Genomic DNA, 14,437 nt, shown 5'->3' on the forward strand with positions numbered 1-14,437 from the left:
GTATTTGGCAGGAGGCGCTGTGCGACAGCGCCCGGTGTCAACGCTGTTCGCCGCTGAAATTGTCGGCTGCCCGCTGTTGATTGCGCAGGTGGTGGTTGAAGGTGGCTGCATCCTTGGCCAGTGCATCCAGATGGGCGCCCAGCATTTTGATTTGCTTGACCAACGCGTGCTGCTCCGGCACGGAGCTGGCGGTGCTCAGCTTGCGCACCAGCTGCTCATTTTGCATACGTAATGCAACTTCGCGTTGTTTAGCTTCTTCCAGCAACTGCTGCAGTGCCTGATAGCTGTGCTGCCATTCACGGTGCTGCCTTTCGAAGCTGGCCTGCAACTCGCTCATGGCATTTTGAAACTGGGTTTCCAGCTCGCGCATTTTCATGGGATCGATCCTTTGCGGCACTCAATAATGGTTTAGCAGTATAACGAAAACTGCACAGAACCTCACCCGTTGACGACAATTGCGGAAAATTCCCGGCTTGCAACTGGGGTGAGGCGTTTTACAATCAGGGTCATCCCAAGCGTTGAAGGCTTAGGTCCAAGAGTGGCAGTGAGATGAGCAAACAAGACAAAGACTTTTTTGAACAGGCGATGGCGGATGTGACGCCGTTATCCAGCACTTCCCAGACGCTATACCTTAAGCCGCTGGAGAAGACGGACAAAAGTGTGCGTCGTGAAGAGCAGGCGCTGCGACAGGAAAACTTTCTCAGCACCGGCTTTCTCGAACTGATCCCCTGCGAGCTGCCGTTGGAATACAAAGGCGAGGGCATTCAGCAAGGCGTACTGGATAAGCTAAGCCATGGCCACTACCCACCGCAGGCCAGCCTTAATCTACTGAAACAGCCGGTAGAGGCGTGCCGAGAAGCCCTGTTCCGTTTTATTTTGCAGGCGGAAAAGCAAAACCTGCGTTCGTTGCTGATTGTTCATGGTCGTGGGCGGGGGAATGAGAGCCACGCCAACATAATCCGCAGTTTTATCGCCAAATGGTTGGCGCAGTTTGAACAGGTACAGGCTTTTTGCCGAGCGCTACCGCGTGATGGGGGCGACGGGGCTTGTTATGTCACATTGCGCAAGTCAGCGCAGGCCAGGCTTGATAACTTCGAACGTCATGCCAAACGCAGCCGCTAGCGTGGGAGTTGAGGAGGAGGCAGGAACAACCGGCAGCGTTGCGGCTGCCGGCTGAAGAAAATTATTTACCAAAGAACTTATAATCCAGTGAATAACGCCCGGCACCGGTGACGGCCAGTAACAACAGCCCGCCGATTATGCTGATATTTTTGAAGAAGTTTATTTCATTGCCCATCATTTCCATGCCGGTCATTTTCCAGAAGGGGTGACCGATAAATGCGGTACCGAGGACATAGACAGCAAAAATAACCGCGATAGGGCGGGTAAATAACCCGAGAATAAGTGCGATGCCAAAAAAGAATTCAACGACTACAGCGATAATGGCCGCCAAATAAGGCATTGGTGTGCCATACCCTTCCATTGACGTAACGCTTGCACCAAAGTTGGTTAACTTCATCCAGCCGAAAATAATAAACAAAATCATCAATAATATTCGGGATAGCAGAATAACGCCGTCTTTTGAACTTTCACCCATTTTGAACTCCTTAGCCACTGTCAAAATTATGTCGTGTTACTGATTAAATAGTAGACTAATATCAGATTTGTTCTAGACCCGTCATCTTTCAAGCTGCAGTGTTGTTACCTGCACTCGCTCACCCCAGTTACTTACTCAAGTAAGCGCCTGGGGATGAGCGAGCTGGCCGCCTAGCTGCAGCTTGAAATCTATAGGGTATAAATTTATGTATTTTTAAGATGGGATAACTTTATGGATTTTGAAATTCTGGCAGATGAGAAACGTTTCTATATAAACGATCCGCAGGGAAAAATGATCGCAGAGATATCCTTTGTGCCGAGTGGGGATAAATTAACGATTATCGATCACACCTGGGTGGACGAGGTGTTGAAAGGCCAGGGCGTGGGTAAAAAGCTGGTGGCGTTGGTGGTGGCGAAAATGCGCGCGGAAAACCGTAAAATTATTCCGTTGTGCCCGTTTGCCAAACATGAGTTCGATACGACCCCAGACTACCAGGATATCCGCGCGTAACGGCCTTGCTGGTGTAAACCTGTCTTGAGCGTTGTGGTGGTTGGCAGAATAATCGTTATATATTATGTTATATAGCGATTATTAAAACAGGGAGATAACACGATAATGCCGGGACTATTGATGTTCTATGTGGGTGGCACGGCGCCGGGCGCCAATATCGAACTGCACGATGTGCAGTTTGTCGCAGCAGACCAGCCTGAAGAGGCTCACCCTTTACTGCGAGAAAAATGGTTTGGGGATAAGAGCAAGGTGCATATTGATGGCTATGCGCGTATTGAATGGGCGGATGGCTACGACGTAATGTTGCATCCAGCCCCCTTTAACGGTCCCGAGAAGCTGTTCTTTGTCAATGTGGGGGGCTACCGCAGTGACGAGCTGGCTGAGTTGCATCAGTTTGGCTTGTTTGTGGCACACAATGCCGATGAGGCCAAAGAAAAAGCCAAGCAGGTGCTGCTGACCGGCAGTTTCCAACAGCATAAGGATGATTTGGCGGACGTCGACGACTGCCTGCTGCTGCACTCACTGCAGGGGTACCATGTTCATCTGCAGGCCAATGCGCAGGGGGAACCGGCACGGCCGCTGTGGCAGGGATATTTGCCAATAGGCGCATAATGCCACGTGGGGAGGATCTCATGGGGGAGGTGACCTCCCCATATTGGATAGAGTAAGCGTTTATGCGGTGCCGGGTAATTATGTGGGCTTATGTGCGGCGAGAATAAAGAGCATCGGGCGTTCTTTCTCTTCGTCGAGCGCCGGGTTTTCTGCTATTTGCTGCGCCGAAGGGCCCCATTCATTGAGGTATGTGACGACAAAACCTTGTTGTACCAGCAGATTAATGTAGCTGCCGAGCATACGGTGTTGTTTGATCACACCTTCCGCCAGCCAGTTTGAGATCCGTTGGCCCTCTTTCTGATAACCATTGACCGGCCAGGATTTCTGCCCGTTCTGATCCACCAACCAGCCCTGATGCTGCGGCGCGGTATAAATGGGGTGTTCGGCGGTGAAGACAAACTGACCACCGGGCACCAGTGCCTGATAGACCGTAGCAAACAACAGGGCCAGATCGTCTATGTAATGCAGCGTCAGTGAGCTGTAGGCAAAATCGTAGGAAGCAGGGGGAAGTTGAAGCTGCTCCAGATCCTGCTGGCAGTATTCAATGCCGTCATCCTGTGTCAATGTCTGTGCCTGGTTAAGCATTTTTTCCGATAGGTCCAAGCCCAGGACGCTGGCAGCGTTCTGTTCACGGGCACTGCGGCAAAACCAGCCATAACCACAGCCCAGATCGACCACTTTCTTTCCGTGTAAATCCGGCAATATGCTGCGGATGGTCGGCCACTCCGGCGCACCGTCCAAGCCGTTCACGGAACGGTTAAGCTGTGCATATCCATCGAAAAATGCCTGATTATCATAAATATTTTGAGTCATTACGATTCCTGTATTGGGGTTGTGTCTCCGCCATGGTATGCGCTGATGGCGTTGTTTTCCAATATAAACGGGTGTTAAAACAGAGGCATTGCTGCATAATTTTAAACCGACCAGATAATGAAAAATAACAGGTGTTGAGATGGACATTATTTCGGTGCGTCAGTCACCCGAATTTAAACAACAGGCTATTCGCTACTTCCAGCAACAGTGGGCGTCGGAGGAGACCTTGATAATGTATGAGGATGCTATCTCCCGCTGTATTGGTGCAGCCAACCCGTTACCTCAGTGGTATTTGTTAATGGAAAAGACTGAGATCCTTGGCTGTGCGGGGCTGATCACCAATGATTTTATCAGCCGGGGCGAACTCTATCCTTGGCTATGTGCGCTGTATGTGGAGGACGCGCACCGTGGGTGCGGTTATGGCACATTGTTGATTAATCATGTGGCCGCGGAGACGCGCAGACTGGGGTTTCCACAGTTACATTTATGCACCGATCTGGAAGGTTATTACGAAAAGCAGGGTTTTGCCTTTAACGGGCTGGGTTATCACCCCTGGGGGGAGGCGTCGAGGGTGTATACGCGGACGCTGTGAGGATAGGGCCACCTTTATTGAATAGCAGGGTTTTCATCGTGATATAAGGTAATGGTGGTGACAGCTTTCTTAGATCAAACGGTGCTCGTGTAGTTTGATGGTGTCCATGATGCTGTCCATCAATACTTGTACCCGATGAGGCAACACACCCCGTTGGCGGTAAATGAGATAAGCCTGCATATCGATGCACCGCTTACGTTCAATACAAGGTAGCAATGAACCGGACTCCAATGCCGAGGCCACTGAGTAATAAGGGGCATAAATAATGCCCAATCCCTGCTTGGCTAACTCAATGGCCGGCAAAATATTGTCACAGATGCTGGCACCGTTGACCGTCACTTGCACTAACTGACCTTGTGAATCATAGCTGCTCCAGGTGTTGCGGCTACCGCCTAACACCCGCAAGGTAATACAGCGATGCTGCGTCAGTTCCATCGGCTCGGTAAGCGGTGAATGAGCAATGTAATCCGGTGATGAAAACAACCCGACGCGAAAACGGGTCAATGGCCGGGCAATCAGGTTCTCGTTTTGCGGCTGGAATAGGCTAATTAACAGATCACAGTCGCTGTCGAAAACGGCGCCATATTTCTTCTCACGTTCATCCGGATTACGGGTCACTAAATCAACGATCAGTTCTGGAGATTCACGTAACAGGGGCGGCAATAGATAACGCGTCAGGAATGAATGAATACCAATGGGCGCACCAAGCGTCACCGTGCCGTTCAGGCTGCGTTTATAGGTGCCGGACATGTCGAGCAAGTCGTTATGCTCATCGAGTAAAAGGGCGGCGCGACGTAAAAACTGCTCACCGAACTCGGTTAAAGACAGCGTTCGCGGGCTGCGCAAAAAGATTTCCAGACCAAGCCGCCGCTCAAGTGCCGTCAGCGTGCGTGACACATTGGATTGCGGCATATCTAACAGCTGTGCCGCCTTGCTGACGCTGGCGGTTTCGGCGATTAAGCGAACAATCCTGAGTTCGTCTATCTTGAAGTCTTTTGCTTTCACGCGGTGAACCATTCTTGGTTTGTATATCAAAAATGATATACATTTTTGCCGGTATTGTCATATGACTTATCACTGACCGGCGGGTATTCTTTTGGTCAATTATTTGCTATGCATTAAAATTGACATGGAAGATTATTATGAAAATAACCTGCGCGATAATTTTACCCGTGACGTTAACGTTGACCGCCTGTTCATCATCGGTCACTGAAAAAGAGAAATACTCGACGTTTCTGCCTAATTATAATGATATTACCAAGAGCCAATCGGCGTCTGGCAAGGATGTATTATATTGGAAGGATAGCAACGTTGATTTTTCCAAATATAAATATCTGGTTTACCAGCCGATGATCTACTTTCCACGACCAAAACCTAGCGAGATGGTGAGCCAGCAGGCGCTTGATAATATCCTCCGATACACCAACAGACAGTTCAAGCAGGCAATGGGCTCTCACTTCATTTTAGAGGATGTACCGCGCGAAAATACGCTGATTTTCCGTGGGGCGATCACGGCGATAGACACGCAGAAGAAGGGGCTACAGGTGTATGAGGTACTGCCGATTACGCTGCTGGTTGCTGCAACGCAAAGCGTGACTGGCCACCGTACAATGGAAAGCGCCGTCTATATGGAAGGCGAGTTTATCGATGCTTCAACCAATCAACCGGTGATCAAAGTCGTGAGAAAGGCATCTGGAGAGAATCTAAATAATGAAAAGTCGCAGTTGAAAGTAGCCGATGTTAAAAATGCCATAGATACCATTGCCAATGATATTAAAGCCTATAAGACGTCATAGACGTCGGTAATTAGTTTAGCCTTATTAACCAGGATTTTGCATGTTTCTAGATTACTTCGCTTTAGGCATATTGATCGCTGTGTTTTTAATTCTGTTTTACGGTGTGATCATTATTCACGATATTCCTTATCTGCTGGCCAAAAAACGCCAGCACCCGCATCAGGATGCCATTCATGTGGCGGGCTGGGTAAGCCTGTTTACCCTACATGCCATTTGGCCACTGTTATGGATTTGGGCGACCTTATACCGGCCGGAACGGGGCTGGGGAATGGGGGATAAGGTTGAACAACCTGACGCTTTGCAGGCGCGAATTAACAAGCTTGAAAGCGAGTTGCAACGTATGCAGATGCAAGTGGCGGATCAACGTTTGTCGTCTACGAAAGGTTGAGAAAACAGTATGGATCTCTTAATTATTCTCAGCTACGTCGCGCTGAGCTACGGCGTATTCAAACTGTTTCGTATTCCTGTCAATAAGTGGACGGTACCGACCGCAGTGCTTGGCGGTATTTTTATTGTGGGTGCCTTAATCTTGGGCATGAACTATAACCATCCTTATACCTACCGGGCACAGAAGATTGCGATTTCTGTCCCGATCGTCCCGCAGGTTTCGGGAATGATTGTTGAAGTCACCGATAAAACCAACGTGTTATTGCGTAAAGGGGAGGTTCTGTTTCGTCTTGATGATACCCGCTACCGCGCCCGACTGAACAAGCTGCAGGCAGAACTTGCTGGCGCACAAGCGGATGTGCGAGTACGCCAGGCAACATTGAATGAGTCCGCAGCAAATGTTCAGCGTGTGAATGCTGAGTATGAGCGTGCTCGCAAGGATTATCAGCGCTATGCCAAGGGCGCGACCATGATGGTCAATCCTTTTTCTGAGCAAGATATTTGCCATGCACAACAACAATATCAGGCACAATCTGCCGCATTGCAGGCCGCCAAGGCCCAGCATCAACAGGCGCGGGAACAACTTTCAGGCCACTACAAGGGTGAAGATACCCACATCGCCAGCCTGAAATCGCAGATTGCAGAGGCAACGTATAATCTGGAACAAGCCACGGTACGTGCGCCAAGCGACGGTTATGTGACGCAAGTGTTGGCCAGACCGGGCACCACGGCGGTACGGCTGCCTTTCAAGCCAGTGATGATTTTTATTCCACAGCAAAAGCGGCAAGTGGTGGCGGTATTCCGTCAGAACTCGATCCTGCGTTTAACCGAGGGCGATAAGGCCGAGGTGGTATTCAACGGTTTGCCAGGCAAGGTTTATGGTGGTTCGGTAACGCGGGTACTGCCCGTCGTGCCCGACGGCAGCTATCAGGCCAGCGGTGCATTGCAGGGATTAAATGTCGGTGCAATGCAGGAAGGGGTTTACGTGATGATCGATCTGGCACCTAGCCCAGAACTCGACAAACTCCCCGACGGTGTGACGGCACAGACTGCGGTCTATACCGAGCACTTTGAGCATCTTTCCATCATGCGTAAGGTTCTGTTACGCATGACCAGTTGGCTGCATTATCTGTATTTGGATCACTAGCGGTGAGTTGTTTGGCGGGTTAGCGCTGCCGATAAGAAAACCCGCAACCTAAGTCGCGGGTTTTTCGTTATTGTCACCCGATCTATCATCACTTTCAGTGGTGCAGCATATCGTCGACGACCTGTTCCGTTGTCAGTTGGAAGGGGTAGTAAGTCGGCCAGTTATCCATTTCCGCCAGCAATGCTTCCTGGGATGTATTCCCCATAAAGATATGGAAATGGGCCGATTTGCGTGGCGCGATGGTGTGATCGCTGAATTGAACATATTTCGGCGCTTGGCTACCGGCATCTTTACATTCAAACAGGTAGCGAACCCCTTTTTTGCCCGAGGTGTAAGTCAGGATTTTATAGCCGGCATAGTCGTACTTGCAGGAGCTCTCTTCGTTGCCTTTATGGAAGGCCATAACGCCGTTTTCAATCCCAATAGTGTCTATATCGCCAGCGTACCCTTTGCGGTAATACGCTTTGATCTGTTCGAAGGTTTTACCCGGTTCTTTTTCTGCCTTCTTCTTGAACACCGGATCAAGGTCCCCATTTTGCAAATAAGGATAAACCGACTGCCATACGCCATCCCAATCCGACAGGCTTCTATCCTTCACGTTCTTGTCATCGAAAACACCGACAGCGGCCTTCTGCTCGATGTCCGTCAAAGATTTGCCATGCGAATGATGGCCATGGGCTGACGCGTAGCCACACACCAAGAACGCACCCAGCGCCAATGAAAGTTTGCCAATATAACGTCCCAAAATATCACTCTCCTTAGGATTGCAAAAAAACAAAACGTTACAATATAACATAACAATTATTGATTCAATGCGATCTTCAGTCACCTGAGGCATCCCTCCACAAAGACGCGTTTCCCAACGAACCCAACATCAGTATTTTCCGAGGGGCGATTTTAGAATCCGGCGTCAGCAGGTAACGCCTCATTGCGCTGATTTCTGGCAAGAGCCATGGGGTGATGGCCCATTTCAATTATCATTATTGTCAGTAACGGGGCTAAAATGAAGGTGTCTATGAATACCCTTCATAAGTTCTCTTTGGGGGGCGATGCTTGAACAAGGAAATAACAATGCTCAAAGAAAACTTCAATGAACTCCAAATCTTTCTCGTGGTGGCAAGAGAGCGAAGTTTTACCAAAGCTGCTGGTAAGCTTGGTGTTTCCCAGTCAGCCCTTAGCCATGCCATGAAAGCTCTGGAAGAACGGCTGAATCTCCGTCTTTTAACCCGAACCACGCGAAGCGTTGCCCCCACAGAAGCCGGCGAGAGAATTATTGCCTGCCTTGAACCTCGTATTGCCGATCTTGAGCAGGAGCTGGAGTCGCTTTTGCAACTGAATGGCAGAGCCTCCGGCAATATCCGTTTATCTGCGGGAGAACACGCTGCGCGGAGTCTGGTATGGCCGAAGCTAAAACCCTTTCTCAAAGAATATCCGGAAATCAATGTCGAGTTGTTGGTCGATAACGGCTTCGTCAATATCGTCGATGGCCGCTTTGATGCCGGGATCCGCCTGGGCGAAAGCGTGGATAAAGACATGATCGCTGTGAAGATTGGTCCGGATATGCGAATGGCGGTGGTGGGCGCACCGTCATATTTTGCAGCTAACCCTGCGCCTGAAACGCCGCATGAGCTACAAAATCATCGCTGCATCAATATGCGCTTACCGACTGCCGGTGGCCTTTATCACTGGGAGTTTGAGAGGGAAGGGAAGCCGCTGCGTGTGAGAGTTGAAGGACAGGTAACGTTTAATCTGCTGGCGGAAAGGATCGATGCGGTGTTATCGGGTTTTGGCATCGCCTGTGTTCCCGAGAATGTGGTTCAGGATCATGTAAAGTCAGGAGAACTTATTCAGGTTCTGCAGGACTGGTGCCCTTCTTTCCCCGGGTACTACCTTTATTACCCCAGCCGCAAACAGCACCCACCTGCTTTTGCGCTGATGATCGATGCGCTTAGGTACTCGCAATAGCGGCCCCGCAATGTGCAGCGGACCCGCCTGAGTTTTAACGAAGCGCCATGTAACCGAATCCAGAGATACCCGGGTAACATTTTTGCATTTAATAAGCGCTTCTTTTGTCCTGGCTTAAACGTCGAGTTTGCGGCCAGTCAGCCATTCAACCATGGCTGGATCGCGATGAGAAAAGAATGCGCTGGTGGCTGTATCAAGAGCGGCAATCTGCAGCATATCTGCAGAGTTGAGTTCAAAATCGAGAATATTGATGTTCTCTTCCATGCGTTCTTTTCGCACTGATTTTGCCAGCGAAACGATGCCGCGCTGGTATATCCACCGCAGAACAACCTGACCTACACTTTTTCCGTATTTCTGGCCAATCGCCGTTAACACGGGGTGTTGGAACAGACCATTTTTACCCTCCGCAAAGGGTGCCCAGGCCTCCGGCTGAATGCCACGGCTTTGCATCCAGGGAGCGGCATGCAATTGTTGGTTGAAGGGGTTTACTTCAATCTGGTTGACCGCAGGGACCACTTTGTTGAAGGCGATAAGATCGGCGAGCCTGTCAGGGTGGAAGTTACTGACGCCTATTGCACGAATTTTGCCTGCCTGTTGGAGTTCTTCCATTGCACGCCAGGCACCATGCACATCACCGTATGGCTGGTGAATCAGGTACAGGTCAACATAGTCCAGTTGCAGTCGGTTCAGAGAACGTTCGAACTGCGCTTTAGCACCTTCGTAATGGGTACCCTGTAGCCAAAGTTTAGTGGTAACAAAGAGTTCGTTACGTGCGATCCCGCTCTGTTTCAGTGCGTTGCCGACCTGGGTTTCATTCTGGTAAGACGCGGCGGTATCGATCAGGCGGTATCCTGTATCGATGGCGTCAATAACGGCTCTTTCGCATTCGGCGGCATCAGACATCTGAAACACGCCAAAACCCAGCAGGGGCATTTCAATGCCGTTATTCAGTTTTACAGTTTGCATGACGTTATCCTTCAGCTGTTGTGTAGGAAAGCATAACGCAAAGCGGTTTATTCGATTAGAGGGGGTAATTAACTAGGGTTTATTAGGCATATTCATTAATTATGCCGGCGCCTGGTGCCAATCGCGGAGGTTGCAATGTGGTTCATTGGCGGGCTCAGAACGTGAGAAATATCATCACAAGGCGTGGCTAAGCAGCCCCCTTATATTTGAGCTCATCAATGAATAAGGAGAAGGCAGAGCCAGGATGGCGCCGGTGTGGATAGTACAGGTGGTATCCAGGCAAATCAGGGGTAAATTTCTCCAGAACGCGAATCAGTTTTTTTTCTTCAATGGCATTCTGTACCTGGTCATAAGGTAGGTAGGCCAGCCCGTGTCCGTTAAGCACGGCATCAACAATCAAATCTAGCGTATTTAGCAGTAGTTGACCTTCCATGTGAACCCGGACTTCTCGCCCCCCGCGGATGAGTCGCCAGCGGTTTGCGGTACCTGATGTCGGAAGATACAGGTTGATAGCCTGGTGATCGACCAAGTGCGCGACAGATGTTGGGGTTCCCCGTCGCGCAAGATAATCTGGCGCACCCACTATCGCCATTGGAATATCAGGCCCAATACGCACTGCAATCATATCTTTGTCCATTTCGCCACCCAGGCGTACACCGGCGTCAAAACGTTCAGATACCACGTCAGTCAGGCCATAATCGATGATGAGTTGTACATTGATTTCGGGGTGAGATTTCAACAAATTGTGCATGGCAGGCAGCAGTATGGTCTTTGCTGCATGTTCAACCGTTGTGATACGTATCGTGCCGGAAGGTCGGTCGCGTAAATCCCCCAGAGAGGCCACGGCAGAATCAAGATCATGCAGCATGGGACCCAGTACGGACAACAGTTGCTCTCCGGCCTCGGTGGTTACAACGCTGCGGGTCGTTCGCGTCAAAAGACGAAACCCCAGTCGTTCTTCAATGCGCCGGACAATCTGGCTTAATGCCGACTGCGCCATATTCAGACGAGATGCGGCCCGGGTAAAACTGCGTTCCTCAGCGACGACCACAAATGCCACCAGATCCGCTATCTCATCACGCTTCATCTCTGCCTTTATTCTCGTTAATTAATCATTTAAATGATAGGTCCTATCGTGATTTTGGGTCTAATCATCTTAATGGTCAATGACTATAGTGATATCACCAGGCGTTACTGCTAACCGAAGCCCTATGAGGAACCGGATGATGAACCAGAAAATCAGCTTCACTAATACCAATATCCCGACTATTTCTTTATCTGCTGTGATCTATTTCCCCCCAGCATTTGATGAGAACCGTGAGTATCCGGCTATCGTCGTTTCCCACCCGGGTGGCGGTGTTAAAGAACAAACTGCCGGAACCTATGCTGAAAAGCTGGCAGAAAATGGATTTGTGACCATTGCCTACGACGCATCCTACCAGGGGGAAAGTGGTGGTGAGCCGCGTCAGTTAGAAAATCCGTATATTCGTACCGAAGACATTAGCGCTGTGATTGATTATCTGACCACGCTGCCGTATGTCGACAATGCGCGAGTGGGGGCAATGGGGATTTGTGCCGGTGCGGGTTATACCGCAAATGCTGCAATTCAGGATCGCCGCATAAAAGCGATAGGTACCGTAAGTGCGGTAAATATTGGCTCGATGTTCCGTAACGGCTGGGAAAACAATGTGAAATCCATTGACGCACTGCCGTACGTAGAGGCGGGCTCAAACGCCCGTACCGGTGATATTACCAGTGGTAACTATACCACCATGCCACTGGCACCCATGAAAGAGTCCGATGCCCCAAACGAAGAATTACGCCAAGCCTGGGAATATTACCATACGCAACGCGCGCAATATCCAACCGCTCCTGGGTTCGCCACGCTGCGCAGCCTGAACCAGATTATTACCTATGATGCCTACTCTATGGCCGAAGTTTATCTGACCCAGCCGATACAGGTTGTGGCGGGCAGCATGGCTGGGAGTAAATGGATGAGTGACGATTTGTATGACCGTGCCTCAAGCACCGACAAGCGCTATCACATTGTAGAAGGCGCTAACCACATGGAACTGTATGACGGTAAAGAGTACGTCGCTGAAGCGGTTTCGGTATTAGCCCCGTTCTTTAAAGGAACACTGTAATGAAACATGTGCATATTCAGAATACCGACATGGCCTGGCACATTGCCGCCGATATTCAGTTCCCATTGGATTTTGATGAGTCCAGACAATACCCGACGATTATCAGCGTCCATCCTTTTGGCAGTTGTAAGGAGCAGACATCCGGCAATGTTTACGGCAAAGCGCTGGCTGAAGCGGGTTATGTCGTTATCGCCTATGACGCCAGTTTCCAGGGGCAGTCTGGTGGTACTCCACGTTGGGTAGAAGATCCGACCCAGCGTGTAGAGGATATTAGCCGAGTGATTGATTACGCCGTCACTCTGCCCTACGTCAATGCTGAACTTATTGGCGTGTTGGGTATCTGCGGCGGTGGCGGCTATGCCATCAATGCCACCCTGACAGAAAAACGAATCAAGGCCGTAGTGAGCATTACCGGCGTTAATATCGGCCGACTTTTCCGCGAAGGTTTCAGTAATTACGACCCGATTGGCGCTCTGAATGCGATGGCTGCACAGCGCACAATCGAAGCCCAAGGGGGCGAGCTTCACATTAACGAACTGCTACCTGCCAGTCTTGATATGGCGAAAGCCCATGGGCTGACCGAGCGTGATGTCTATGAAGCCACTGACTACTACAAGACATCTCGCGGTCAACAACCCGGTGGCGCAACGCGAATGCTGTTTTCGCATGCTCAGAAAACGCTGGCCTGGGATGCCTTTGCGTATGCTGAGGTGTTACTGACGCAGCCAGTGATGGTCGTTGTCGGAGAGAAAGTCGGTGCCTTTGGCGCCTATCGCGATGGCATGGAGATTTATGGACGAGCAACAATCTCGAAGCAGCGCGAACTGGTTTCCTTGCCTGATTTTTCACATTACGAGCTGTATGACAAACCCGAAGCCGTTCGTGAAGCACTGGCCAGGGTGCTGCCGTTTTTTGCCGCACACCTGGGATAAGACCAGACGCCTCTATGAGTAGGGGGCTGACTGTGGCGCCAGCAGCCGGGTTGTTCGCGACCCTGGAAATATTCGACACCCGCACCCGGCAAACCGCCGGGTGATCATGGGCGACGTGTTGAACCCGTCGGTTCTCGAACAGGCCCTGTAGGGGCAGGATCTTGTCTATGCCAACTTGGCGGGGGAGGGCCAGGATCTGATCTTCAGGCGAAGGCCGTGATAGAGGCTCCGGGCTAGATTAAACCTTATCTACCGAACAACGCTGCCAATCTGCCTATTTAAGACCCTAGAGCAATCGCGTGGCCAGAATGGCAACGGCCAATGCCAGAATGACGGCGCCAAAGAACTTATTAATATAGATACCGATTGCCGGGCTGGTTTTTATTTTCAGTGCAATTTTACCTGCCAGAAATACCAGGGGAATTTCAATGAGGAACATAATGACGATGAGCTCAATACCCAATATCAGCATCTGCATACCCGGCATGCCCGCTTCAACCCGAATGAACTGCGGGATAAATGCCAATGTAAAGATGATGGCCTTAGGGTTCAGCAAGTTGGTCAGTAATCCTTGCGAATAAAGTTTATGCAGGCTTTTCCGCTCGCTGTTGTTTTGAAGGCTGATCGCGTTTTTGTTGTTAAAGATGCCAAAGCCTACCCACATAATATAGAGCGCGCCGCCGACGACAAAAAAACCATATAACACAGGCGAAGAGGCGATAAGCGCCGTAACGCCGGCAATCGCAAGACCGATGTGACACGTCACCCCAGTGACAGCGCCAAATACGGTGATTAGCCCCGCTTTCGTTCCCTGGCTGATGGCGTTAGACAATGCGCAAAGCATGTCGGCACCCGGAATAAGCGTTAGCGCGGCAGCCGAAAGAGCAAATAAACCCAACGTGGAAAGATCGATGAACATGTTTTCTTCTCGTCGTCAAAAAGGCATATTCTTAGCGCCTCTTCGTCGGTGAGATAG

The 14,437-nt window shown here is 50.3% G+C and carries 18 protein-coding genes; 10 read left to right on the forward strand and 8 right to left on the reverse strand.

Annotated elements, in window-relative coordinates; translation table 11 throughout:
• Positions 1–37: 37 nt before the first annotated feature.
• Positions 38–376, reverse strand: a complete 339-nt coding sequence (locus AC2FCQ_RS11370; protein ID WP_209640299.1) for an MbeD/MobD family mobilization/exclusion family protein — start codon at positions 374–376, stop codon at positions 38–40.
• Positions 377–549: 173 nt separating this feature from the next.
• Here AC2FCQ_RS11370 and smrA point away from each other — a divergent pair, with 173 nt between their 5' ends.
• Positions 550–1,122 carry a DNA endonuclease SmrA gene (smrA, locus tag AC2FCQ_RS11375; RefSeq protein ID WP_490308313.1) on the forward strand — a complete coding sequence of 191 codons (573 nt, stop codon included), beginning with the start codon at positions 550–552 and terminating at the stop codon, positions 1,120–1,122.
• A 61-nt stretch (positions 1,123–1,183) separates the two neighbouring features.
• Here smrA and AC2FCQ_RS11380 read toward each other — a convergent pair whose 3' ends face one another.
• Entirely contained in the window at positions 1,184–1,597 is a 414-nt protein-coding gene (locus AC2FCQ_RS11380) for a DoxX family protein (RefSeq protein ID WP_209640293.1), read from the reverse strand.
• A 231-nt stretch (positions 1,598–1,828) separates the two neighbouring features.
• Between AC2FCQ_RS11380 and AC2FCQ_RS11385 the strand changes: the two genes are divergently transcribed.
• Together AC2FCQ_RS11385 and AC2FCQ_RS11390 are read left to right on the forward strand one after the other, a co-directional pair.
• Positions 1,829–2,107, forward strand: a complete 279-nt coding sequence (locus tag AC2FCQ_RS11385; RefSeq protein ID WP_490308312.1) for a GNAT family N-acetyltransferase — start codon at positions 1,829–1,831, stop codon at positions 2,105–2,107.
• Between the two features lie 105 nt (positions 2,108–2,212).
• Positions 2,213–2,719 carry a DUF1543 domain-containing protein gene (locus AC2FCQ_RS11390; protein ID WP_209640287.1) on the forward strand — a complete coding sequence of 169 codons (507 nt, stop codon included), beginning with the start codon at positions 2,213–2,215 and terminating at the stop codon, positions 2,717–2,719.
• 78 nt (positions 2,720–2,797) lie between these two features.
• Here the strand turns inward: AC2FCQ_RS11390 and AC2FCQ_RS11395 are convergent, their stop codons facing one another.
• The gene (locus AC2FCQ_RS11395; RefSeq protein WP_490308311.1) at positions 2,798–3,532 is read right to left on the reverse strand and encodes a class I SAM-dependent methyltransferase; all 735 of its coding nucleotides are present in this window, start codon (positions 3,530–3,532) and stop codon (positions 2,798–2,800) included.
• Positions 3,533–3,671: 139 nt separating this feature from the next.
• Here AC2FCQ_RS11395 and AC2FCQ_RS11400 point away from each other — a divergent pair, with 139 nt between their 5' ends.
• A complete protein-coding gene (locus tag AC2FCQ_RS11400; RefSeq protein WP_209640282.1) occupies positions 3,672–4,124 on the forward strand; it encodes a GNAT family N-acetyltransferase in 453 nt (150 codons plus the stop codon).
• 69 nt (positions 4,125–4,193) lie between these two features.
• Here the strand turns inward: AC2FCQ_RS11400 and AC2FCQ_RS11405 are convergent, their stop codons facing one another.
• Positions 4,194–5,141: a LysR family transcriptional regulator gene (locus AC2FCQ_RS11405; RefSeq protein WP_490308309.1), complete on the reverse strand. Its 948-nt coding sequence runs from the start codon at positions 5,139–5,141 to the stop codon at positions 4,194–4,196.
• A 125-nt stretch (positions 5,142–5,266) separates the two neighbouring features.
• On the opposite strand from AC2FCQ_RS11405, the gene AC2FCQ_RS11410 reads away from it, so the two are divergent.
• From AC2FCQ_RS11410 to AC2FCQ_RS11420, 3 genes are read left to right on the forward strand one after another with little or no spacing between them, the layout of a single operon-like run.
• Entirely contained in the window at positions 5,267–5,920 is a 654-nt protein-coding gene (locus AC2FCQ_RS11410) for a DUF3313 domain-containing protein (RefSeq protein ID WP_490308308.1), read from the forward strand.
• Between the two features lie 40 nt (positions 5,921–5,960).
• Entirely contained in the window at positions 5,961–6,308 is a 348-nt protein-coding gene (locus tag AC2FCQ_RS11415) for a DUF3302 domain-containing protein (protein ID WP_490308307.1), read from the forward strand.
• Positions 6,309–6,317: 9 nt separating this feature from the next.
• On the forward strand, positions 6,318–7,454 hold the full coding sequence (locus tag AC2FCQ_RS11420; RefSeq protein WP_490308306.1) for an HlyD family secretion protein: 1,137 nt from the start codon (positions 6,318–6,320) through the stop codon (positions 7,452–7,454).
• A gap of 94 nt (positions 7,455–7,548) precedes the next feature.
• Here the strand turns inward: AC2FCQ_RS11420 and zinT are convergent, their stop codons facing one another.
• Positions 7,549–8,199 (reverse strand): metal-binding protein ZinT, encoded by a 651-nt coding sequence (gene zinT, locus AC2FCQ_RS11425; protein WP_490316610.1) that lies wholly within the window; start codon positions 8,197–8,199, stop codon positions 7,549–7,551.
• Positions 8,200–8,525: 326 nt separating this feature from the next.
• Between zinT and AC2FCQ_RS11430 the strand changes: the two genes are divergently transcribed.
• Positions 8,526–9,419 carry a LysR family transcriptional regulator gene (locus AC2FCQ_RS11430; protein WP_490308305.1) on the forward strand — a complete coding sequence of 298 codons (894 nt, stop codon included), beginning with the start codon at positions 8,526–8,528 and terminating at the stop codon, positions 9,417–9,419.
• Positions 9,420–9,533: 114 nt separating this feature from the next.
• On the opposite strand, the gene AC2FCQ_RS11435 is transcribed toward AC2FCQ_RS11430, so the two are convergent.
• Together AC2FCQ_RS11435 and AC2FCQ_RS11440 are read right to left on the reverse strand one after the other, a co-directional pair.
• A complete protein-coding gene (locus AC2FCQ_RS11435) occupies positions 9,534–10,385 on the reverse strand; it encodes an aldo/keto reductase (protein WP_490308304.1) in 852 nt (283 codons plus the stop codon).
• 187 nt (positions 10,386–10,572) lie between these two features.
• A complete protein-coding gene (locus AC2FCQ_RS11440; protein WP_265557073.1) occupies positions 10,573–11,472 on the reverse strand; it encodes a LysR family transcriptional regulator in 900 nt (299 codons plus the stop codon).
• A gap of 136 nt (positions 11,473–11,608) precedes the next feature.
• On the opposite strand from AC2FCQ_RS11440, the gene AC2FCQ_RS11445 reads away from it, so the two are divergent.
• Both AC2FCQ_RS11445 and AC2FCQ_RS11450 read left to right on the forward strand, forming a co-directional pair.
• Positions 11,609–12,529 carry an alpha/beta hydrolase gene (locus AC2FCQ_RS11445; RefSeq protein ID WP_404760687.1) on the forward strand — a complete coding sequence of 307 codons (921 nt, stop codon included), beginning with the start codon at positions 11,609–11,611 and terminating at the stop codon, positions 12,527–12,529.
• Positions 12,529–13,461, forward strand: coding sequence for an alpha/beta hydrolase (locus tag AC2FCQ_RS11450; protein WP_209640262.1), 933 nt, complete (start codon positions 12,529–12,531; stop codon positions 13,459–13,461). The genes AC2FCQ_RS11445 and AC2FCQ_RS11450 overlap by 1 nt, the downstream gene beginning before the upstream one ends.
• Positions 13,462–13,747: 286 nt before the next feature.
• On the opposite strand, the gene AC2FCQ_RS11455 is transcribed toward AC2FCQ_RS11450, so the two are convergent.
• Positions 13,748–14,380 carry a LysE family translocator gene (locus AC2FCQ_RS11455; protein ID WP_490308303.1) on the reverse strand — a complete coding sequence of 211 codons (633 nt, stop codon included), beginning with the start codon at positions 14,378–14,380 and terminating at the stop codon, positions 13,748–13,750.
• Positions 14,381–14,437: the final 57 nt, after the last annotated feature.

Source organism: Serratia sp. CoH_134_PS_4, from assembly GCF_058190535.1.